Source organism: Halarchaeum rubridurum (assembly GCF_014647115.1).
In the GTDB taxonomy this organism is placed as follows: Archaea; Halobacteriota; Halobacteria; order Halobacteriales; family Halobacteriaceae; genus Halarchaeum; species Halarchaeum rubridurum.
Genome location: NZ_BMOO01000002.1, coordinates 488,030 through 508,978, shown reverse-complemented (window position 1 = coordinate 508,978; position 20,949 = coordinate 488,030). Strand labels below are relative to the sequence as shown.

The window sequence follows — 20,949 nt, the reverse complement described above, 5'->3', positions numbered from 1 at the left end:
GAGCTTGTCTACGCTGGTCTTGCTGTACGGTTTCAGGGCCGAAGATTCAGGAAGCCGGCGGAGCCACCTCAATAGAGAACATGACTCATGGACGACCACAAAGATACAACTGAGAATTCCCCGGGAGGAGAGGACCAGCCGGACACCACCAGTCACCAGCACGAACACGGTGAGCACGATGAAGCGGTCGCGGAATCGGACGAGGAAGGGGTAGAACAGGAGCTACTAGAGGAGGAGGCTCACCCTGCTGCGGCAGGTGAGATGGCGTCCCACGAGCAGCACGAGCACGCCGGACACGAGGGCGACGGGCACGGCCACGGTTCACACGATGGACACGGCGAGGGCCATGGCGGGATGCACGAAGGCCACGAACAGATGTTCCGCCGGCGTTTCTTCGTTTCGACGCTCCTGTCGATTCCCGTTCTCCTGTACAGCGAAATGCTGCAGGCGTGGCTCGGCTTCTCCGTTCCTGTGTTCCCGGGCAGCGAGTGGATCAACCCTGTCTTCGCGGTCATCGTCTTCGCCTACGGTGGGATTCCGTTCCTCCAGATGGCACTCCCGGAGCTGAAAGATCGGTCGCCGGGGATGATGACGTTGATCTCGATGGCGATCACCGTCGCGTTCGTCTACAGTCTCGCGAGCGTGGCCTTCCCCACGCAGTCGGCGTTCTTCTGGGAGCTCGTCACGCTGATCGACATCATGCTGCTGGGCCACTGGATCGAGATGCGGTCGGTCCGGCGGGCCTCCAGCGCGGTCGACGAACTGGCGAAACTGATGCCAGACACCGCCGAGCGTATCACCGACGACGGGGAGACCGAGGAGGTCCCCGTCAGTGAGCTCTCGGAAGGCGATCTCGTGCTCGTCCGGCCGGGCGCGAGTGTCCCTGCTGACGGCACCGTCGAGGAGGGTGACTCCGACGTCAACGAGTCGATGATCACGGGCGAGTCCAAGCCCGTCTCGAAAGAGCCTGGCGACGAGGTCATCGGCGGCACCATCAACGGCGACGGGAGTCTCCGTGTTCGCGTCGGTGCGACGGGCGAGGAGACAACACTCGCGGGCATTATGCGCCTCGTCGAGGAAGCCCAGCAGAGCAAGTCCAAGACGCAAGTGTTGGCCGACCGGGCGGCCGGCTGGCTGTTCTACGTCGCGCTCGGGGCGGCAGTCGTGACCGCGATTGCGTGGACGGTCGCAGTCTCGTTCGACGCGACGGTAATCGAGCGAGTCGTGACGGTGCTCGTCATCGCCTGCCCACACGCTCTCGGGCTCGCTATCCCGCTGGTCGTCGCGATCAACACCTCACTTGCAGCGCGCAACGGGATGCTCGTTCGCGACCGAATCGCGATGGAGGACGCACGGAACCTGGACGCCATCATCTTCGACAAGACAGGGACGCTCACCGAAGGCGAACACGGCGTCGTGGATATGGCGACCGTCGACGGCGTCGACGAGGATGACGCGCTCGGGCTGGCGGCAGCCGTCGAGAGCGACTCCGAACACATGATTGCCCGAGCGATCCGCGAGGCCGCCGACGAGCGAGACCTCAGTGCCCCTGATGCGTCCAGCTTCGAGGCGATCAAAGGGCGAGGGGTTCGCGCAAACGTCGATGGAAACGAGGTGTACGTCGGTGGGCCGAACCTGTTGACCCAGCTCGATAGCGAGATCCCCGCCCATCTCCAGCGCTTCGCTGACGAGGCGGGACAGAACGCTCAAACGGTGGTGTATCTCGTTCGTGACAGTGAGTTGATCGCCGCGTTCGCGATGGCCGACGTAATCCGTGAAGAGAGTTTCCGCGTCGTCGACGCCCTCCACGATCTGGGAATCGAAGTGGCGATGCTGACTGGCGACTCCCAGGACGTCGCCAACGCTGTCGCTGACGAACTGGGCATCGACACGGTGTTCGCCGAGGTCCTCCCCGAAGACAAAGACGAGAAAGTCCAGGAACTCCAAGACCAGGGGAAGCTCGTGGGGATGGTTGGTGACGGTGTAAACGATGCGCCGGCGCTGACGCGAGCCGACGTCGGGATCGCCATCGGGAGCGGCACCGACGTCGCCGTCCAGTCGGCGGATGTCATTCTCGTGCAGAACAACCCGATGGATGTAGTGCGACTCGTGAAACTCAGTAAGGCGAGCTACCGGAAGATGCAGGAGAACATCGTCTGGGCCGCCGGCTACAACGTGTTCGCGATTCCGCTCGCAGCAGGCGTGTTGGCACCGATCGGGATTCTGCTGTCTCCCGCTGTGGGTGCGCTTCTGATGTCGTTGAGTACAGTAATCGTCGCCATCAACGCGCAACTGCTCCGCCGGGTGGATCTATCCATCCCCGAGCTTCCAGGAGTGACACCATCCACTAGCACCCAAACTGCAGACTGAAACTCTGCCTGATCGCTTTAGGAGGGGTTTTTCGATTGCATACGGTTGGTATTCGGAATCAGAAAATCGGTGCAGTTTGGATAGATGGCACTCTGTAAACCGATTTAACGGGCTATAGATGCCAGTTTTCCCACTCACGCCGCGCCTCTTCTTGAGAAGCTGGTTGTCCTCACACGAGTTATCTCAGCATAGTTGATTCCAGAATCTCCCGACCAGTTTCTCACCCTCAACGTCGAGCAGGATGATTGAGTCATCATCAATGAAGGTGTTAGCTATGAGTGAACGAAGCGTAGCTGCGAGACTTACAGAGTACTTGTTTGTGCTGACCGATTCAACAGCAGCGGTTCCTGCGCAAAGAGGATGGGATCGCGCCGCTTGTGTGACTGGCTGATGGGATAGCTCACATGACTTCTCAGGAGCACCGATTGACCGACGCCTACCTTGTCGGGTTGACACTCACAGAGGCACTCAAAGCCGATCAGTCCCTCTGCACGGCTCTTCGAACTCTGGAGGGGCCGTTCGATTCGCTCAATGACGGCTACCCAGAGTGGCATCCAGCACCGCACTCGTTCGAGGGGATGGTACGCTTGTTACTCTACCGCGAACTCACTGGCGAAAGCTACCGTTCGCTCGCCCAGTATCCCGAACTCGCAGTTGTCTTCGACTTGGAGAAAATCCCCGACGAATCGGTGCTCTCGCGGACCTGGCGTAACCGGTTCGACGAGGCGACCCGGGAGTTCGTCACCACAGCCGCCCACTACGTCATCAAGGAAGTCCACGATCGCGACATCTCAGCGCCGGAGGTGCGGCCTAAGGCAGAGATCGTCGACGATGAGCAAGAAGCCGCAGATCCAGTAGAAGACAAATCCTTCTCACAGAAGGAGATCATCCAGACAACGCGCCTCGCGCGTGATCACGCCTTCGGTCACTTCGACTCTGGTCGGGCGTCGAACGCCTCGTACGAGGACACACAATTCTTTGAGCTACAGACGTTCATGGGGATGGTCCACTGTGGAACTGCGCAGGGAGCGACTCGCTTCCAATATCGCCATGGCGAAGAGTACAGCCCCCATGGTGATACCCACCTCCGCGCCGTCAAGCAGTTCGATCCCGAAGAACTCGTGAACGGATTCAACGAGACAACGGATCGCTTGCTCTCCGTGATCGCCTCGGAAGCATCCTTTCGAAGGCCGGTCACCGCTGCAATCGATATCACGACTATTCCCTATTACGGAGAGGTCGAAGGAATGCCGATGGTCAGCGGGACCAAGGACAGAGACGGTCGAGCATTCAAATTCGCAACCCTCTCGATCATCGGGCAGAACATCCCGCTCGTTCTGGCGGTTGAGCCGGTCCGTGAGAGTTCCGAGTGGGATGAGAACCCGTCGAATCAGATCCATCGTACTGTGCGACGGCTCGTTCGACGAGCGAAAGAACAAGTTCCGATCGAGACGGTGCTGTGTGATCGAGAGTTTGACTCGATACAAGTGTTCCAGACACTCTCAAACCTCGATGTGAACTACCTCATTCCGAAGCGAGTCTCAAGCTCCGAACGGGATGTGCTCGAACAAATGGAGGGAGACGACCAAGAGGTGGCTGTTGAGTCGGCTTCTATCCATGTAGAATCTGGATCGCATCCAATGCGGCTCCTGTACGTGCCGTCGACGAGTGGGGAGGGAACGGCCGTCTTCGCGACGAATCTACGAGTCGGTCCTGAGGAAGCCGAGACATTCTGTCAGCGCTACAGCCGCCGGTGGCAGATCGAGAGTGAGTACAAATCGATCAAAGGTGATTTTCTCGCGAAGACCTCCTCGAAAGACTACCGCATTCGTTTGTTCTACTTCGTTTTCGCGGTCCTCTTGTACAATATCTGGCGGCTCACCGACTTCCTGCTGAAAGCGAGTGTGGGAGGTGAGATGGACTACGCACCTGTGATTACTGCGGGTGAGTGTGTTGAGCTCGTTGCCTCGTCGTTGATTCCACACGACTAACCGGCTGATCCCCCTGAGTCCGCCGTTTGGGAGTGACAACCCTAATCAGGAGCGGCAGAATCTACGCAATTTCGCACGTCCGCCCAGTAGATGCGATCGGTAAGGATCCAAATCAGGACTGGTCGGTGAGAAGAACCACGAAGTGATGTTAATTCGATCTGAAACTGGGCTATCCTCCGAAACTGTGGTGCGGTTGAAGCATCACCCATTAGTATAGCGTCAAACAGTTTATTTAATGTCGCCGTCTCAGATGACCGCGTGCGGCCGAAACGTGTCGCCGACAGTACCCGGTTTCAGACGACCACTCGTCTCGTCGAAGCCCGCGACGTGCGCGTTGGTCGTCCTTGCCGTCTCGGGTTCGGGTGGTCGGCGCGGTCTCGACGGAACAACCCGTCGTCGCCGATGTCCGGCGCGACGTTCGGCGGATCACTCACAGGCCGAACAGGGTCGCGGCGTTCTCGCTGAGTATCTTCGTCCGCTGTGTCTCACTGATTCCCTCGAGGTTCTCGATTGCCGCGGGGGCGTCGAAGTCCTGATGCGGCCGGTCGGAGTTGTAGACGAGTTGATCCTCCAGGTTCGCGCGCTCGATGAGGCCTGGGAGGTCGACCATCCCGGTCGCTTCCTCGGGGAGGGGTTGGGTTCCGTAGTAGAACTCGGAGAGATACTCGCTGGGGAGTTGTGAGAGGTCTGCAAACTCCCCGGAGCGTTCGAGGTACTCGCGGTCGAGGCGTTCCGCGAGCGCCGGAATCCACGAGAGTCCGCCCTCCCAGAAGCCGAAGTCGACGTCGTACTCCTCGACGATCCCACGGACGATGAGGCTGTTCGCGTGCCACATCTTCGGGATGGTGTGTGCGAGCGTGTGGAACTCCGCGAAGTTCTTCGGTTTCATCCCGGTGATCGGGAACCCGGGGACGATTCCGGTCGTCGAGTGCAGGATGATGGGGAGATCGTGTTCCTCGGCGGCCTCGTACAGCGGCCGGTAGCTCTTGTGTCCCATCGGATAGGTGGGGCCGACGTCGGTGATCATCGCGCCGACGATGCCGTCCTCGTCACCGTGTCGCCGTATCTCCGCTGCGCTCTCCTTCGGGTGGTCGCCCATGACGAAGAGTTTCGCGTAGTACGTCCCGTCGCCCTTTGCGAACCGGTCGACGGTGAGGTCGTTCAACGCCCGCATGTAAGGCACCTGTTTCTCCTGGGAGGGGATGGTCGTCATCCGGAACTGTCCGGGGGAGAAAACGACGCGGTCGATGCCGAGTTGCTCGCGGTTCTCGTCGACGTCCGTCGCGTCGGTGATGTCGGGTTGGTGAATCTCGATGCGGCTCCGACCGCCGGCGCTCCGGTCCCACCCGTCCCACTGGATCGGCCCCCACTCGGCCGGACCAGCGGTGTAGCCGGCTTCCTCGTCGGCCTTGAACGTCTCGTCGGAGAGGTAATCGCGGATGTTCGATCCGGACTCGGCGCTGTGCCATTCCCCATCGATAACCATCTGGCTCATCGGTACCACACGTCGGTCGCGGGGCCTCTTAGTAGTTGCTCCGCTCTCGTCGGGGGAAAGGATATACGACCGCCGCGCCGAGGGGGGCGTATGCCACCGCGGAACGAACCGAACCGGCGCGTGAAAACGGCCGACACCGTGTTCGCCGTCGTGCAGGCGGTACACGAGCGCGACGGCGCGACGCTCGACGACCTGGCTTCGGACCTCGGGCTCGCGCGCAGCACCGTCCACGACCACGTTTCCACTCTCCGTGATTTGGGGTATCTGGTCCGCGACGACCACCGCTACTACCTCAGTCTCGCCTTCCTCGATCACGGGATGGAGGCCCGGCGGCGACACTGGATCGCCGAGATGGACGGCGCCACCCTTCGGCGATTGGCGGACGACACCGAGGAGGTCGCGTGGGCCGTCGCGGAGGAGAACGGACGGGCAGTCTATTTGGATCGCGCGAAGGGCGACCGGGCCGTCCAGACGTTCGCGCGCGTCGGCGCGCGCCGGGACCTGCACTACCTCGCGTCCGGCAAGGCCATCCTCGCGGAACTCCCGCGCGAGCGCGTCGAGGCCATCATCGACAAACACGGGCTCACGGGGCGCACCGACCGGACGGTCACCACTCCCGACGTGCTCTTCGAGACGCTCGCCGCGATTCGGGAGCAGGGCTACGCCGTCAACGACCGCGAGGTCGCGGATGGGACGCGCTCGGTCGGGGTCGCGCTCGTCCCGGACGATACCGTTGTGGGCGCCATCACGGTCACCGGCCCGCACAACCGCCTGAAGGGCGCGCACCTCGACGCAGTCATCGATGCGACCGTCTCGGCGGCGAACGAGATCGAGCTCAAGCTCTCCGCGACGACGGACTGACGGCCGCTCCATTCGGCGTCACCGAACGCCATATATAACGTTCGATAGTAGGTAATACGGCGGCTGCCGAGCTTCTCCTCCATTCGACCTTGACGACAATATTGGCGTAAAGCGATTGCGCGCGAGTCGGCCGTGTTACCGCCCCTCGACGGTGACGGGGCCGTCCATTCGGCGACGCCGAATCCGAACGGATGTACCGCCGAATCGCGACGGGCGTGTCGTCGTGGGTCGACTGCGTCGTCCGCTCTCCTGCACGCCCTCACGACGCGCGTGGGAACACTTATCTGGTCGGTCGATATACGATGACGCGATGACAGACCACGCGTCCGGTTCGTTCGGTGAGTTCGGGTGTTACATCGACGGCGCGTACCGGGAGCCGACCGAGACGTTCGCGGTGTCCGACCCCGCGACGGGTGACGACATCGCGACCGTCGCCGAGGGGGGAGCCGACGGTATCGACGCGGCGCTCGACGCCGCCGAGGCCGCCCAGCGCGAGTGGACGTCAATCGACCCGAGCGAGCGCGGTCGCATCCTGAAGGACGCTGCCGACGCCCTCCGCGACCACGCGGAGGAGCTTGCGCAACTGGAGACGGCCGAGACCGGGCGGCCGATCAGCCAGTCGCGCCTCTTCGTCACCAACGCTGCGAAGTACTTCGACTACTACGGCGGCCTCACGGACAAGGTCGAGGGCGAGACGATACCGGTCGGCGAGGGGTATCTCGACTACACCCGCCTTGAACCGCTCGGGGTCACCGGCCAGATCGTCCCGTGGAACGTCCCATCGCTACTCTCGCTTCGCGGGATCGCGCCCGCCCTCGCCTGTGGCAACGCCGTAGTTGCTAAACCCTCACCGGAAGCGCCCTTGACGGTCCTGGAGATGAACCGCATCGTCACCGAAGCGGGACTCCCCGCCGGACTCTGGAACTCCGTCCCAGGGGACGGCGCGAACACCGGTGCGGCCCTCACCGGTGCCGACCGGGTCGACAAGGTGGTGTTCACGGGATCGACCGAGACGGCGAAGCAGGTGATGAAGGACGCCGCGGACACTCTCACGCCCGTCGGGATGGAGACGGGCGGGAAGAGCCCGGGCATCGTCTTCCCCGATGCGAACCTCGACCACGTCGTCGAGGACGCGCTCAAGGTGTTCTTCAACGCCGGGCAGACCTGCTTCGCCACGACGCGCATCTTCGTCCACGAGGCCGTCTACGACGAGGTCGCAGAGCGCATCGCCGACGAAACCGCGGCGCTCAGCGTCGGCCCCGGTAGCGACGACCCGGACGTCGGCCCGCTCATCAGCGAGGCCGCCCGCGACAGCGTCGCGGCGTCGGTCGACGACGCCGTCGAACGCGGCGGTCGCGTCCTCGCCGGTGGCGAGATTCCGCGCGAGACCGGGAACTTCTACGCGCCCACGGTGATCGACGGCGTCGCGGACGACGCGCCGATCTCCCGCGAGGAGGTGTTCGGTCCGCTGTTCACCCTCTACGGGTTCAGCGACGAGGCAGAGGTCGTCCGCCGTGCGAACGACACGAAGTACGGGCTCTACGCGACCGTCTGGACGGCCGACGTCTCGCGCGCCCACCGGGTCGCACACCGACTCGAAGCCGGGACTGTCACCGTCAACGAGTACCCGGTGACCGCGCCACAGGCCCCCTTCGGCGGCTACAAGGAGTCCGGGATTGGCCGCGAGAAAGGCCTCCAGGCGGTCGAGGAGTACACGCAGACGAAGAACGTCGTCGTCTCCATCGACCGCTGAGGCGGTATCGGACCGACGGACACAGTTAAGCCCGTCCGCTCGGAAGTCGGAGCCGACCATGGCTAACGATTCCACGGAGCGGACTGCCGTCGTGACCGGCGCGGCGAGCGGTATCGGGCGGGCCATCGCGCGGCGACTCTCGGACGACGGGTTCCACGTCGTCGTCGCCGACGTCGCGGACGGCAACGAGACCGTCGATCTCGTCCACGACGACGGCGGTTCGGCCGAGTACCGCCGCGCCGACGTCACCGACCAAGAGAGCGTCGACGACCTCTTCGTCGACCTCGACGTCGACGCGCTCGTCAACAACGCCGCGCTCTACGGCCCCCTCGTCGAGAACAAACGCCGGTTCGACGAGATCGACGGTGAGGAGTTCCAGCGCGTCCTCGACGTGAACGTCACGGGCGTCTTCCGGGTGACGAAGGCCGCCGTTCCACACCTCCACCCGGGCTCGACCGTCGTCAACATCGGGTCGAACTCGGCCGAACTCGGCGTGCCGGGCTTCCTCCACTACGTCGCCTCGAAGGGTGCCGTCCTGAGTATGACGCGCTCGCTCGCCACCGAACTCGGTTCCGCGGACGTCCGCGTGAACGCGGTGCTACCCGGGTTGACGATGTCCGAGGCGACGCTCCAGAACGACGACGACTATATCGAGGACCTCGTCAGCCAACAGTCCATCGAGCGCCGCCTCGAACCCGAGGACGTGGCGAACAGCGTCGCGTTCCTCGCCACCGCGGAGAGCGCGCCGATGACCGGACAGGTTCTCAGCGTCGACCCCGGACAGACGTACTACTAGGGCGGCTCAGACCTCGACGTAGACGTCGTCGCCGTCGACTCGTACCTCGTACGCCGTCGCCGCCGCGACGTTCTGCGCGTGCTCGCCCGTTTCGAGGTCGAACTGCCAGCCGTGCCAGGGACAGTGGACGCAGCCGTCGGCCACCCGCCCCTCTTCGAGCGGGCCGCCTTGATGCGGGCAGGTGCTGTCGAGCGCGTAATACTCGCCGTCGAGGACGAAGACCGCGACTTCCGTCCCATCGACATCGCCGACGTAGGGTGACTCCGGCGTGACGTCGTCGACGGTGCAAACTCGGCGTGTTGGCTCCGGAACTTCGCTCGCCATGAACTCACTTACCACGCGGCCGGTATAAATCCCGGGGGTCGCGATGCATCGCCGGCGCGGCCGGGCCGAACGCCGCGGGCCGCCCGCGACGCCGAGCGACGCCGTCCCGGCGGGTCTATCGCCAGCTGATAACGTGGTCCTCGGCCAGTCGGAGCGCCTCCTGACTGAGGATGACGATGAGGATGGGGACGACGACCCACCCGAGCAGCATGTCGACACGCTGTTGGTTGAACCAGTAGTTGACCATGTAGCCGACCCCGGAGCCGGCACCGAACACCTCGGCGATGAACAGGACTTTCCACGACGTAATGAACCCCCAGTACATCGACGGGAAGAGGTACTGGAGCAGCTGTGGCACCAGAACGTGGCGTATCTGTTGTCGGCGGCTCGCGCCGAAGAAGTCTGCCATCTCGCCGATGTTCGAGTCGAGGTCCTGCGCGCCCTCCCACATGTTCAGCGCGACGAAGGGAATGCCGACGAGCGTCACCGTCAGTATCGGCACCCAGTTGGTGATCCCGAGCAGGATCACCAGCGAGAACGCGACGAAGATCGCGGGAAGCGAGAGACCGAAGACGACCCACGCGCGGAAGAACGCCTCGACGTTCGTCCGGAGACCCATGAGCGTCCCGAGTACGCCGCCGATGGCGACGGAGAGGACGAACCCGACGAGGAGACGGCCGAACGTCACGGCGACGTTCGAGGCGAACGACCCGAAGGCTGGGTCGCTTATCGCGGTGTTCAGCGCCGTGAGCACGCGCGCCGGCGACGGGAACACCCAGTACTGGAAGAAGAGCGACGTCACCCACCAGGCGGCGAGGAGGAGGAGGCCGACGAGCGCCTTATCGCGGAGCCCGCGGCCGTGAGACATGAGAGTCATAGCTGTGTGGAGGGATCAGACCGGGTTCTTGAGGACGTCGTCCTGTGCGGGCACGGAGTCGATGTAGCCGTGCTCTTGCATCAGCGCCGCGAACTCCCAGGTGGAGTCGACGAACTCCTGACTCTGCTCCTTGCGGAAGACGTGGCCCTCGTTCGCCATCTCGTCGACGACGTCGATCTGGGCGTCCGTCGTGATGCTCGCGGGTTCTCCCCACTGCTGGAGGATGTCCGTCGTGTTGTCCCGCCAGTACTGGACCGTCTCCTTCGACGCCTCCACCATCGCGGCAGCGACGTCCGTATTGTTCTCGTACCAGTCCGCCGTACACCACCACGAGGTGAGCGGGAGGGTGTGCCCGCTCTGGTTGAGCCACATCTCGTTGAGTCCGACGATGTTGCGGTACTTCTCCGGTTGTGCCTCCATTTTGATCGTCAGACTGCTCACGTCGATGACCGCGTCGATCTTCCCGGAGTCGAGCAACCCGATGAGCGCGGGCGGCGCGGCGGTCGTCGTCTCGAAGTCCTTCCGAAGGTTGAGTCCCGTCCGCTCAGCCATCAGAGCCTCGAAGGCTTGGACGGTCGAGGAGCCGAACGACCAAACGCCGATACGTTCCCCCTTCAGGTCCTCGATGGTCTCGTAGTCGCTGTCGGCGCGCACGTAGAGCGCGTTGATGCTCTGGAGGCCAGCCTGGAACCCGAACGTCACGAGGTCCTGCCCCTTGACGACGTTCCCGAGGTACGGGAGGAACGATTCGAGCGCCGTCGCCACCGACCCGCCGCTGACGGCCTGAATCTGTGCGGGGAACGGTTTGTACTGCGGGGTGACGTCGAGCCCGCGGTCCGCGTAGAACCCCTGGTCGAGCGCCGCCGACCACCGTGGGTGGTTGATCGTTCCCGCGATGGCCATCGGCGAGAGCGACGTCATTCCCTCGCCGCCCGACGACGTGGACGAGGCGTCCCCGCCCGAACTGCCGCCGGTTCCGCCGCAGCCGGCGAGCCCGACGCTCGCGGCGACACCCGTCGCTTTCAGGAGGTTCCGTCTGGTCCTCTGTGGCATGTTCCCACAGTTAGCGAAGCGCCCACATAATTGTAACGTTTAATTTGTACACCCATCTGGGTGAGATAATTCGCGCGGCCGCCGTCCTCCCCTCGTGTGTCCGAAAGTACCATAGTACTGGAGGGTAAGTCGAGTACACGTCCATGAGTCGAAGCCAACGGTCCGCCGACGCGACCGACAGCGATGACGCTACGCTCGAACTCCGAGACATCGTCAAGTACTACGGCAAACCCGGGCAGGGGCGCGTCCTCGTGCTCGACGAGATCGACCTCGACGTCGAACCCGGTTCGTTCGTCTCCCTCCTCGGCCCCTCCGGGTGTGGGAAGACGACGCTGATGAACGTCGTCGCCGGCCTCGTCGAACCGACCTCGGGGACGATGCGCCGCGGTGGCCGCGACGTCACGCCCGACGACCTTTCCTCCGGCTACGTCTTCCAGGAGCCCCGCCTCCTGGAATGGCGGACGGTTGCCGAGAACATCGAGTTCGCCCTGCAGGCCCGCGACGTCCCCGAATCGGAGTGGGACGAGCGTATCGAGAAGTATCTCGACATGGTCGGCCTCCTCAGCGACGCCGACAACTACCCGAGTCGACTCTCCGGCGGGATGAAACAGCGCGTCGCCATCGCGCGCGCGCTCGCTATCGAACCCGAGATGTTGCTCATGGACGAACCGTTCTCCAGCCTCGACGAGATTACTGCTGGTGACCTCCGCGAGGAACTCCTCGAGATTTGGCGCGAGGAGGACATGACCGTCCTCTTCGTCACCCACGACATCAACGAGGCCGTCTTCCTCTCCGACTACATCTACATGATGAACGAGGTCGGCGAGATGTTCGCCCGCCGCGACGTCGACATCGAGCGCCCCCGCCACTACGACGACCCGGCCGTCGCGGAACGCGAGACCGAACTCTACACGGAGTTCCACGAGCAGGTGGTGTCGTGATGGACCGGGTCCGGCGCATCCTCTGGTCTGTGGCGTCGATGCTCGGTCTGCTCGTCATCTGGTGGGTCGGCAGCGTCGCCTTCCCGGCCGTCCTCCCCGGCGTCGGGGCGGTCGTCGAGGAACTCGGCGTCATCCTGACCACACCCGGCGCGTACGGCCACATGTGGTACTACCACGTCTGGAAGACGGCGGAGATGATTTTCGTCTCGCTCGTCGTCTGTCTCGCCGTCGGCACCGTCGTCGGCGTCGCGCTCGGGACGTCCGACTGGCTGGAGACCGCGACGTCGCCCTGGGTGTACGGGTGGCTCGCCTTCCCCTCGCTGGTCGTCGTCTTCCTCGTCGGCGTCTGGTTCGGTTTCACGCCGCTCGCCGGCTACATCGGCGTCCCCATCGTCGTCACTCCCTTCGTCGTCCTGAACATGTGGGAGGGCGCGCGGAATCTCGACCGGAATCTCGAAGAGATGTCGGGGTTCTTCGGTGCGAGCCGCTATCAGACGTTCATGGAGGTCATCATCCCGCAACTCGTGCCGTTCCTCTTCACGAGCGTCCGCTCGGCGCTCTCCATCGGCTGGAAGATCACGCTGCTCGTCGAGGCGCTCCTCCTCACGCGCGGCGTCGGGTTCATGTTCAAGCGGAGCTTCGACAACTACCAGCTGACCGCGATGATGGCGTGGCTCGTCGTCTTCATGGTCTTCCTCTTCATCGTCGAGTACGGCGTCATCGTCCCCCTCCACAACTACATGACCGACTGGCGACCCGAGATCGAGGGCGTCCAGCCGACCGAGTAACGACACCGCTTCCCGACGACCCGCGCTCGTTCTCTTCCGTCTCCCTCACGCGTTCGTGCTCCCCGTCCCCGTCACGCGCGCAGCCGTCTGACCCGAGCGGCCGCTGACGTCGCTCGGACAGTCGTCGCGCCGCCTCCCCCACCCTGGGCGGTGGCGTCCGTGGGTGTCGGATGTCTCGAAGAAAAGTGGGTCGTAACGGCTCGATGCCCCGCGCCGTCGATGTCCCGTGTTCGTCCCTCCTCGATTCGCGTCAGCGTCGCGTGCTCGCGTCGGTCTCGGTGCGTCGCGTCGATGTCTCGTGTTCGCGCCGTCCCGCGTTCTCGTCGATGCCGCTCGCTTACTTCCGCTGGTCCGTGGAGTAGGGCGCTTCCCGGACCGTCGCGCGGATCGTCGTCTGCTCGTGCTCCTCGACCTTCGGGTTCGGCGAGTCGGACGCCTCGCCCCACGTCAGCGTGACCTCCGTGCCGGTCTCGCTGTACTCGGGGTCGATGCGGCACAGGGAGATCATCGAGCGGATGTCGTACTGGTACGACCGCGAGTGCGACGTGCCGATGAACTCGCCGTCCGCAGTGACGGTGTCGTAGTTCGCCCGCCCCCACCCGACGCGGGGCAGGTCCATGTACTTGTAGTGCCCGCCGTCGCCGAACAGCGAGGCGAAGACGTCGACGACGTCCTCGTCGTTCCATTCGAGCGTGACGAGCTCACGGTGGTCTTCCGCGAGCTGCGATTCGAGGGCGTCGCGGCCGACGAAGTCGTGGTCGAAGGAGATCAGCGACTCGTAGCCGAGCTCGACCGGGCTCATGTAGTAGTCGCTGATGTCGTCCGAGTCGTAGCTCCCGTCGATGGAGTACGTCGCTTCGCGGCTGTCGGCGTCGAGCCACTCCCGGTAATCGGCCATCTCCTCGACGTCGTAGATCGGCGGGACGCCCGGCGGGAGCCACCCGAGCTTGACGGAGAGCGTGTGGTAGGCCTTCGAGCCGAGTTGCCGGAGGTCGTACGCCTCGCCGGCCTCGACGATGGCCTCCCGGACCCGCTCGCTGTCCTCGAAGTCGCCGACGAACTCGAAGCCGCCGGCCTCCGTCGACATCCCGTGGCCGAGTGCGAGCACGCCGTCCGCGCCGCCGAAGGTGATCTCCTCGAAGTTGTAGAAGCCGATGGAGCCGAGATCGGCGTCGGTGAGGTCGGCGAGGACTTCGGGGGCGTTCGGGCCGGCGACCTGGTAGACGAACTTGTCGGGGTCGCCGTCGAGCGCCGACGTCCGCGCCTCGATATCGACGTCCGCGTCGTAGTCGCCCGTCTCCTGGTTGTACTTCACCCAGTTGGCGGAGAGGACGCCCGGGCCGTAGTACTCGTCGTCGTCGACGCGGAGCATCGGTCCGTCACCGATGATGTGGCCGTTGGGGTTACACATCACGATCTGCTTGGCCTTCCCGATGGGGAACTCCTCGAAACTGTTGACGCTGAGGTCGCGCAGGAGGTCGCGCGCGTCCGGGCCGCTGACGCGGAGCGACGCCATGTGATGTGAGAGGTTCGCTAGCGCGGCGGACTCGGTGATCGCGCGCTGCTCGTCGATCCAGTTCGTAATCTCGTTCGGGACGACCGGGAAGTTCGCTGTGTAGTCTTCTCCCTTCGCTCTGAGCAGTTCCACAGGCTCCGCAGACGCCTGTATCTCTTCAGGGACCATACGCCACCATCACGGGACCGTCACTTAATACTTCGTCTCCGACCCACCCCATCCCATCGTCCTCCCGCCACCCCTCTCACACCACGCCACTTCACCCCGACCGACCCCGGAGTTCGATACTGGGAAACGGTTTTGTACCCACCGCAGGTTTGTGAGAACGCATGCCACCAGTGATAGACGCGTATTCGCACGTCCTCCCACCCGCGGTCTACGATAAACTCGTCGAGGTCCACCCACACGACGAGGTGACGAACCTCGAAACCGCGACGCACCTGATGGACGTCGACAACCGCATCGCGGACATGGAGGAGTTCGGGATCGACAAGCAGGTTCTCACGCTCGCCCACCCGCCGATCTGGGAGGGGCTCTCCGATAAGGACGCCCTCGAAGTGACCCGTCTGGCGAACGACGAGATTCGCCGCATCGCCGACGACCACCCGGACAAGTTCATCCCGGTCGCCACGCTTCCGCGCCTCACGGGCGAGTTCGTCGACGAGGTCGGGCGGGCCGTCGATGACCTCGACATGGCCGGCGTCCAGACGTTCACGAACGTCGAGGGCCGTCTCCTCGACGACCCGGAGTTCGCGGAGTTCTACGATGCCCTGAATCAGGCGGACGTCCCGCTGTGGATTCACCCACAGCTCTACGACTGGCACGACTACGAGGCCGAGGACACCTGGATATACAAGGCGCTGGGCTGGCCGTTCGACACGACGGTCGCGCTCGCGCGACTCGTGTTCAACGGCGTGCTCGACGAGTTCCCGAACATCGACGTCGTCTCCCACCACATGGGCGGCTTCCTCCCCTTCGTGGACGAGCGCATCCGCTCGTTCTACCAGAGTCGCTCCGAGGACCCCGAACTGTACGTCGGGACCGTCAGCGACCTCTCCCAGCCCCTCGACGCCTACTTCGACCGCATCTACGCAGACACGGCGGTGAGCTCGCGCGGGAAGCAGCTCACGCTCCAGTGTGGCTACGAGTTCTTCGGTGCCGACAACGTCCTCTTCGGTGCGGACTACCCGTTCGGCCCGGACGGCGGCCGGTTCTGGCTCGACGAGACCGTCCCCGCCGTCGAGGCGATGGACGTCCCCGAGTCCGACCGGGAGGCCATCCTCGGCGGCAACCTCCTCGACCTGCTCGACCGGTAACGACTGCGTCCGCTCCTCGACCGACGCCTCCTCTTCCCGCAGGTTCCCACCGGTGAGCCGTGCGGCCGACCACGACCCCGTCGAGGGCGTCCAGTATTGTCGGTCGGGTTCTTCACTATCTTTGTGCGTGGGTATTCGGCTACCCTGAGACCGCACGCTCGCCGTCGCGTTACGCCAGTATCGCTGTAAATCCGCGAGCGGCGTCCAGTAATACCGGACGCTACGAGGGATACGTCAGCTCGATCTCGTTCGCCGCCGCGAGGACCTCGCCCAGCACGTCCGCCTCGATCCGCTCCGGTGTAATCCGGTGTGCTGGACCCGCCACGGCGATTGCCGCGACCACCTCGTCGTCGACGACGACTGGTGCGCCGACAGCCCGCGTCCCCGCGTTCGCCTCGTGCTCGTTGATCGCGTACCCCTGTTCGCGGACGCGCGCCAGCGTCTCGTCTAACGCTTCGCGGGACTGTATCGTCCGCTCCGTCTCCGCCGGGAGGCCGTGGGCTGCGACGATCTCGTCGACGCGCTCTTCGGGGAGGTGCGCCAGGATCGTCTTCCCTGACGCGATACTGTGTAGCGGCGAGCGCGTCCCGACGATGGCGTGCGTCGTGACTGCCCGCTCTCCGAGCGCGTAATCCACGTACACGCCGTAGCCGTGCTCCTCGACGACCAGGTAGACCGCCTCGCTCGTGTCGCTCGCCAACTGCTCGATGGTGTCCGCCGCGACGTCGACGATGGGGAGGCGCTCGCGTTCCTCCATCCCGTACTCGAGGAACTTCAGACTCACCGCGTAGCCGTCCGGTGAGCGCGTCACGTACTCCAACTCCTCCATCGTGGCGAGGTACGCGTGTGCGGTGCTCTTCGAAACGTCGAGCGCCGACGCCACGGCGCGCGAACTCAGCGGCTCGCGCTCCCGGAGCACCTCGATTATCTCCCCGAACCGCTCGACCGCTCCGATCCGGCTGGCCTCGTTGTCGCCCATGGTCGTGTGGAAGACCGGCGACCCGTATAGCTCTTTCCAACCGTCCACCATAACCGGACGGTCTGTGTGACTGCGGGCCGGTGCGTGCGGGTCGGTTTCGTCCTCGGGGACACGAACCGACGTGCGCCGGCCCTCACGGCGTCGCTTACAGGTACTCAGGGAAGAGACGTTTCTCCGGTGGCTCGATGTCGAGGAGTCGGCAGGCGTTCCCACCGAGAATGAGGTTGAACTCGTCCTGCGGGAGCTCCTCGTCCCAGACGAACTTCTCCAGTTGACGCAGCGACGTCCCCCAGTAGTCGGGTTGGTGCGCGGGGAGACCGCGGCTCTCGATCTGGTCCCAGTACATCGGCGGCTCCTCGTTCGGTTGGGCGTGCGCCACCATGGACGCACCCCAGTCGGTCCCCCAGAGCAGCTGGCTGAGGTCGATGTTCGGGTCGTTGAACGGTTTGTGGATGAGGTCCGCCCAGTAGAGGCCGATCTCCAAGTAGACGTTGTTGTGCCGGGCGGCGACCTTGCAGGCCGCGTCGACGGTGTCCTCGTGCCACGTCCCCTGCATCCCGCCGTGGTTGATGATGATGTCGACGTCCGAGTATTCGGCGGCGAGGTCGGAGACGAGCGTCGGGTCCTCCCAGTCCGGGTAGACGTCCAGCGAGGACTTCCCGTCCGAGTACCCGGACACCGTCCCCGAGTGCCAACTGATCGGGACGTCGTGCGCGTCGGCAACCTCGAACGCCTGCCTGAGTTCGTCCCGGCGTTCGCGCCACTCGATCCGTTCGTCGCGCGTCGGGTCCGTCGGCGCGGACTCGCCGATCCCGACGAACTCCTCCGCTTCGAGGACGTCGTCGAGCTCCTCACAAGCGCGCTCTATCGTCCACTCCTCCTCACCGCGCGCGGCGGCCTTGTCGGTCTGCACCGGCGAGGCGAGCGCGGTGAACCGGTCCGGGTGGTCCTGTACCATCTGCTTGTGTATCTCGTTCGTCATCCCGAAACCGGGGAGGAGCACGGCACGGTCGACACCGTAGGTGTCCATGTCGTGGATGATTCGGTCGGTGTTCGGGTAGACGACGACGTCCGAGTCCTCGGTCGCTTCGTCCGCGGGCGTCGCGGTCCGCATCACGTGCGAGATGTCCTCGTACCCGGCCTCGATCTCGGACTTGTCGAGTCGGACCGCGTGCCGCTGGCCGTGGACGTGCGTGTCGACGACGAAGCGCCCGGGCTTCATGCGCCGACCCCCATCGGCGTGGCCGTCCGGTCGTCGTGCTGTGCGCGTCGTCGGTAGTGGGTCGTGGGATTCATGCGTATCTGTGTCGGTCTCGACGGCGTGACGCGGACCGCTTCGTCGGTACCGGTGTCCGTGTAGTGTCGTGACCGCCCGTATATATCTTCCGCTGGCCGCGGGGTCGGCGACGCCTCGCCGCGTCGCTCGGCGCCGCTTCGAGCGCGTCGGACGACCGGGTCCGGGGTCGAGGTTGGGGGTGTCGATCCCGTGTTAGGTCGCTCACGCTGGATTGATGGTTCCGTCGGCCGCGTGCCCCGTCGGAAATACCCGGACGTGTTCGCGGGGGACGCGGATTTCGATCTCGTCGCCCGCCGCGAGGCTGAGCGGTTCCAGACTGCGGAATGTGACGGTGGTCCCCTCGACGGCGATCTGGTACTCCGTGAAGTCCCGCGTCGCTGCCTTCTGTTCGAGGCGACCGCGGAGTGTCGCCGCGTACGTCCGATCGACGGGGCGGTCCACTCGGGCCGCGTAGTCGCAGAACTTCGGTCGGAAGGAGACCAAGACCTCCGTTCCGGGCGTCGCGTCCGGGCCGACTCGCCGCTTGTCGAGCGTGAAGGGGCCAACCGGTGTCTCGACGGCGACGGTCCCCTCGCCCCGCTTCGCGACGCGACCACGGAGCGTGTTCGTGTGGCCCATGAAGTCCATGGCGAACAGGCTGCTTGGGTCCGTGTGGAGGGGTTCGGGCGCGCCCTCCTCGACGATCCGCCCGTTATCCATCAACGCAATCGTGTCGGAGAGGAACATAGCCTCGTCCTGCGAGTGCGTGACGTAGAGGGTCGTGATGTCCAGTTCGTCGCTGAGTTCGTGTATCTCCTCGCGCATCTCCCGGCGGAGCTTCGCATCGAGGTTGGACAGCGGCTCGTCGAACAGGAGGATGCTCGGTTCGATGACGAGCGCGCGGGAGATGGCGACGCGTTGCTGTTGACCGCCGCTGAGTTCGGTCGCCATCGAATCCCGGTACTCCGCGAGGCCGACCATTTCGAGCGTTTCGAGGACGCGCTCTTCGCGCTCGGCCGCGTCGCCGATCCCGCGGACCTTCAGCGGGAAGGCGACGTTCTCCGCGACGGTCATGTGCGGCCAAATGGCGTACGATTGGAACACCATCCCGATGTCGCGGTTCTCCGGTTTGACGTGGACGCCCTCGTCGGGGGCCGAGACGAGTTCGTCGTTGATGTATATCCGGCCACCGCTCGCCTTCTCGATGCCCGCGATACATCGGAGGGTCGTGGTCTTCCCACAGCCCGACGGGCCGAGCAACGATTTGAACTCACCCTCCCCGATGGACACCGAGAGGTCGTCCACCGCGACGGTATAGCCGTACCGTTTGGTGAGTCCCTCGACCCGCAACATCTGTGATGACATACCTCATCACACCCTGTTCATCATTATAAATGTTCGTGTAGTCGGCCCCATCGCATCAATCCATCATCATTAATCAGGATAACAGTTATATGAGAGTGTGTTACAGTACCATCCGTAATGTCGCAGCGAGAGCGCTTTAGTCGACGGTCGTACTTGGCGGGAGCAGCAACAGTCGGTCTCGGGGCACTTGCGGGATGCTCCGGTAGCGGCGGTGGTGACGGCGGCGAATCCGGTGGGGACGGTGGGACGGTCACTGGCGGGACGACGAGCTCGGACTCGATGGCCGACACGGTCGTCTACTACGGCTCCGCGTCCCGTCCCGGGTTCTTCGAGGCGTTCGAGGAAGAGACCGGGATCACCGTCAACGCCGTCACCGCCCCAGGGTACCAGTCCGTCTCCCGGTTCCAGACCGAGGAGTCGAACGGCCAGCACAGCGCCGACGTGCTCAACTCCGTCTCGCAGGTGTTCCTCCGCGACGACCTCACACCGTACTTCGCGGAGATCGATATGTGGGAGGAGTACAAGGACGTCTACTCGGACGCACTCGTCGAGAAGGTCGAGAGCACGGCGAGCGAGACGGAACGGAGCAAGATGCTCCCCGTGACGACGACGAACTACACGAGCGCGTACTCGACGTCCCGAACCGACGAACCGGTCGACTCGTGGGACGCGATCCTCGCCTCGCAGTTCGAGAACCGCATCGGCGCGCCGACGTTCACGATGTCCTCGATGTACTGGATACTCACGCGCGAGTGGGGGGAGGAGCGCGCCGACCAGTACTTCACCGACCTCGCCGACATGGAGACGCGGTTCGCCGGCCAGTCGACGAGCGCGTTCACGGAGTCGCTCGTCGCCGGCCAGTCCGACGTCGCATTCGGTGTCGCCGGCAGCACCGCCGTCGCGCCCTTCCTTCAGGACGGCGCGCCGATAGCGCCCGTCCGGACCGACTGGACGGGGGCCGTGATCTCGCCCATCGCCGTCTCGAAAAACGCACCGCATCCGAAGGCGGCGCGCAAACTCGTGGAGTTCATGATCTCCGAGGAGGGACAGCGAGCGAACGCGGCCCACGGTGCCGGCCGCCCGTCGATCCGCGCGGGCATCGAGCACGGGAACGAACAGCTCCGCCAAGCCTTCTCGGAGACGACGATCCACCCCATGTTTATCACTCCCGAGACGAAGAGCCGCATCGTTGAGAAGGCGAACAGCCTCCTCCCGCTCTCGTGAAACAGCGTGCAGCCACGAACCGTC

17 protein-coding genes are annotated in these 20,949 nt (G+C 64.4%); 9 read left to right on the top strand and 8 right to left on the bottom strand.

Going from position 1 to position 20,949, the window contains the following annotated elements; translation table 11 throughout:
* Positions 1 to 87: 87 nt before the first annotated feature.
* Together IEX84_RS05850 and IEX84_RS05845 are read left to right on the top strand one after the other, a co-directional pair.
* Positions 88 to 2,370 carry a heavy metal translocating P-type ATPase gene (locus IEX84_RS05850; protein WP_188870787.1) on the top strand — a complete coding sequence of 761 codons (2,283 nt, stop codon included), beginning with the start codon at positions 88 to 90 and terminating at the stop codon, positions 2,368 to 2,370.
* Between the two features lie 404 nt (positions 2,371 to 2,774).
* A complete protein-coding gene (locus IEX84_RS05845) occupies positions 2,775 to 4,361 on the top strand; it encodes a transposase (protein ID WP_188870785.1) in 1,587 nt (528 codons plus the stop codon).
* 430 nt (positions 4,362 to 4,791) lie between these two features.
* Here IEX84_RS05845 and IEX84_RS05840 read toward each other — a convergent pair whose 3' ends face one another.
* Positions 4,792 to 5,856 (bottom strand): amidohydrolase family protein, encoded by a 1,065-nt coding sequence (locus IEX84_RS05840; RefSeq protein WP_229732317.1) that lies wholly within the window; start codon positions 5,854 to 5,856, stop codon positions 4,792 to 4,794.
* 90 nt (positions 5,857 to 5,946) lie between these two features.
* Between IEX84_RS05840 and IEX84_RS05835 the strand changes: the two genes are divergently transcribed.
* The 3 genes from IEX84_RS05835 to IEX84_RS05825 all read left to right on the top strand — a co-directional run bounded on the left by IEX84_RS05835 (position 5,947) and on the right by IEX84_RS05825 (position 9,266).
* Entirely contained in the window at positions 5,947 to 6,717 is a 771-nt protein-coding gene (locus IEX84_RS05835; protein WP_188870784.1) for an IclR family transcriptional regulator, read from the top strand.
* Between the two features lie 310 nt (positions 6,718 to 7,027).
* On the top strand, positions 7,028 to 8,470 hold the full coding sequence (locus IEX84_RS05830) for an aldehyde dehydrogenase family protein (RefSeq protein WP_188870782.1): 1,443 nt from the start codon (positions 7,028 to 7,030) through the stop codon (positions 8,468 to 8,470).
* 58 nt (positions 8,471 to 8,528) lie between these two features.
* Positions 8,529 to 9,266, top strand: a complete 738-nt coding sequence (locus IEX84_RS05825) for an SDR family NAD(P)-dependent oxidoreductase (protein ID WP_188870780.1) — start codon at positions 8,529 to 8,531, stop codon at positions 9,264 to 9,266.
* A gap of 6 nt (positions 9,267 to 9,272) precedes the next feature.
* On the opposite strand, the gene IEX84_RS05820 is transcribed toward IEX84_RS05825, so the two are convergent.
* The 3 genes from IEX84_RS05820 to IEX84_RS05810 all read right to left on the bottom strand — a co-directional run bounded on the left by IEX84_RS05820 (position 9,273) and on the right by IEX84_RS05810 (position 11,520).
* Positions 9,273 to 9,590 carry a Rieske (2Fe-2S) protein gene (locus IEX84_RS05820; protein WP_188870778.1) on the bottom strand — a complete coding sequence of 106 codons (318 nt, stop codon included), beginning with the start codon at positions 9,588 to 9,590 and terminating at the stop codon, positions 9,273 to 9,275.
* A 115-nt stretch (positions 9,591 to 9,705) separates the two neighbouring features.
* Positions 9,706 to 10,467 carry an ABC transporter permease gene (locus IEX84_RS05815; protein WP_188870776.1) on the bottom strand — a complete coding sequence of 254 codons (762 nt, stop codon included), beginning with the start codon at positions 10,465 to 10,467 and terminating at the stop codon, positions 9,706 to 9,708.
* Between the two features lie 15 nt (positions 10,468 to 10,482).
* Complete coding sequence (locus IEX84_RS05810; protein ID WP_188870774.1) at positions 10,483 to 11,520, bottom strand: ABC transporter substrate-binding protein; 1,038 nt, start codon at positions 11,518 to 11,520, stop codon at positions 10,483 to 10,485.
* 143 nt (positions 11,521 to 11,663) lie between these two features.
* On the opposite strand from IEX84_RS05810, the gene IEX84_RS05805 reads away from it, so the two are divergent.
* Both IEX84_RS05805 and IEX84_RS05800 read left to right on the top strand, forming a co-directional pair.
* Positions 11,664 to 12,461: an ABC transporter ATP-binding protein gene (locus IEX84_RS05805; protein WP_188870772.1), complete on the top strand. Its 798-nt coding sequence runs from the start codon at positions 11,664 to 11,666 to the stop codon at positions 12,459 to 12,461.
* Positions 12,461 to 13,249 carry an ABC transporter permease gene (locus IEX84_RS05800; protein ID WP_188870770.1) on the top strand — a complete coding sequence of 263 codons (789 nt, stop codon included), beginning with the start codon at positions 12,461 to 12,463 and terminating at the stop codon, positions 13,247 to 13,249. The genes IEX84_RS05805 and IEX84_RS05800 overlap by 1 nt, the downstream gene beginning before the upstream one ends.
* 337 nt (positions 13,250 to 13,586) lie before the next feature.
* Here IEX84_RS05800 and IEX84_RS05795 read toward each other — a convergent pair whose 3' ends face one another.
* Complete coding sequence (locus tag IEX84_RS05795; RefSeq protein WP_188870768.1) at positions 13,587 to 14,933, bottom strand: aminomethyl transferase family protein; 1,347 nt, start codon at positions 14,931 to 14,933, stop codon at positions 13,587 to 13,589.
* Positions 14,934 to 15,094: 161 nt separating this feature from the next.
* On the opposite strand from IEX84_RS05795, the gene IEX84_RS05790 reads away from it, so the two are divergent.
* Entirely contained in the window at positions 15,095 to 16,081 is a 987-nt protein-coding gene (locus IEX84_RS05790; protein ID WP_188870767.1) for an amidohydrolase family protein, read from the top strand.
* Positions 16,082 to 16,301: 220 nt separating this feature from the next.
* Here IEX84_RS05790 and IEX84_RS05785 read toward each other — a convergent pair whose 3' ends face one another.
* From IEX84_RS05785 to IEX84_RS05775, 3 genes are all read right to left on the bottom strand, one after another.
* On the bottom strand, positions 16,302 to 17,060 hold the full coding sequence (locus IEX84_RS05785; RefSeq protein WP_188870766.1) for an IclR family transcriptional regulator: 759 nt from the start codon (positions 17,058 to 17,060) through the stop codon (positions 16,302 to 16,304).
* 145 nt (positions 17,061 to 17,205) lie between these two features.
* Positions 17,206 to 18,282 (bottom strand): amidohydrolase family protein, encoded by a 1,077-nt coding sequence (locus IEX84_RS05780; RefSeq protein ID WP_188870764.1) that lies wholly within the window; start codon positions 18,280 to 18,282, stop codon positions 17,206 to 17,208.
* Between the two features lie 276 nt (positions 18,283 to 18,558).
* A complete protein-coding gene (locus tag IEX84_RS05775) occupies positions 18,559 to 19,701 on the bottom strand; it encodes an ABC transporter ATP-binding protein (RefSeq protein WP_188870761.1) in 1,143 nt (380 codons plus the stop codon).
* A 279-nt stretch (positions 19,702 to 19,980) separates the two neighbouring features.
* On the opposite strand from IEX84_RS05775, the gene IEX84_RS05770 reads away from it, so the two are divergent.
* On the top strand, positions 19,981 to 20,925 hold the full coding sequence (locus IEX84_RS05770) for an ABC transporter substrate-binding protein (RefSeq protein WP_188870759.1): 945 nt from the start codon (positions 19,981 to 19,983) through the stop codon (positions 20,923 to 20,925).
* Positions 20,926 to 20,949: the final 24 nt, after the last annotated feature.

Excerpts from the sequence above, each read along its gene's own strand:
- IEX84_RS05850 (WP_188870787.1), top strand. The coding sequence starts at position 88 with ATGGACGACCACAAAGATACAACTGAGAATTCCCCGGGAGGAGAGGAC.
- IEX84_RS05845 (WP_188870785.1), top strand. The coding sequence starts at position 2,775 with ATGACTTCTCAGGAGCACCGATTGACCGACGCCTACCTTGTCGGGTTG.
- IEX84_RS05840 (WP_229732317.1), bottom strand. The coding sequence starts at position 5,856 with ATGAGCCAGATGGTTATCGATGGGGAATGGCACAGCGCCGAGTCCGGA.
- IEX84_RS05835 (WP_188870784.1), top strand. The coding sequence starts at position 5,947 with ATGCCACCGCGGAACGAACCGAACCGGCGCGTGAAAACGGCCGACACC.
- IEX84_RS05830 (WP_188870782.1), top strand. The coding sequence starts at position 7,028 with ATGACAGACCACGCGTCCGGTTCGTTCGGTGAGTTCGGGTGTTACATC.
- IEX84_RS05825 (WP_188870780.1), top strand. The coding sequence starts at position 8,529 with ATGGCTAACGATTCCACGGAGCGGACTGCCGTCGTGACCGGCGCGGCG.
- IEX84_RS05820 (WP_188870778.1), bottom strand. The coding sequence starts at position 9,590 with ATGGCGAGCGAAGTTCCGGAGCCAACACGCCGAGTTTGCACCGTCGAC.
- IEX84_RS05815 (WP_188870776.1), bottom strand. The coding sequence starts at position 10,467 with ATGACTCTCATGTCTCACGGCCGCGGGCTCCGCGATAAGGCGCTCGTC.
- IEX84_RS05810 (WP_188870774.1), bottom strand. The coding sequence starts at position 11,520 with ATGCCACAGAGGACCAGACGGAACCTCCTGAAAGCGACGGGTGTCGCC.
- IEX84_RS05805 (WP_188870772.1), top strand. The coding sequence starts at position 11,664 with ATGAGTCGAAGCCAACGGTCCGCCGACGCGACCGACAGCGATGACGCT.
- IEX84_RS05800 (WP_188870770.1), top strand. The coding sequence starts at position 12,461 with ATGGACCGGGTCCGGCGCATCCTCTGGTCTGTGGCGTCGATGCTCGGT.
- IEX84_RS05795 (WP_188870768.1), bottom strand. The coding sequence starts at position 14,933 with ATGGTCCCTGAAGAGATACAGGCGTCTGCGGAGCCTGTGGAACTGCTC.
- IEX84_RS05790 (WP_188870767.1), top strand. The coding sequence starts at position 15,095 with ATGCCACCAGTGATAGACGCGTATTCGCACGTCCTCCCACCCGCGGTC.
- IEX84_RS05785 (WP_188870766.1), bottom strand. The coding sequence starts at position 17,060 with ATGGGCGACAACGAGGCCAGCCGGATCGGAGCGGTCGAGCGGTTCGGG.
- IEX84_RS05780 (WP_188870764.1), bottom strand. The coding sequence starts at position 18,282 with ATGAAGCCCGGGCGCTTCGTCGTCGACACGCACGTCCACGGCCAGCGG.
- IEX84_RS05775 (WP_188870761.1), bottom strand. The coding sequence starts at position 19,701 with ATGTCATCACAGATGTTGCGGGTCGAGGGACTCACCAAACGGTACGGC.
- IEX84_RS05770 (WP_188870759.1), top strand. The coding sequence starts at position 19,981 with ATGGCCGACACGGTCGTCTACTACGGCTCCGCGTCCCGTCCCGGGTTC.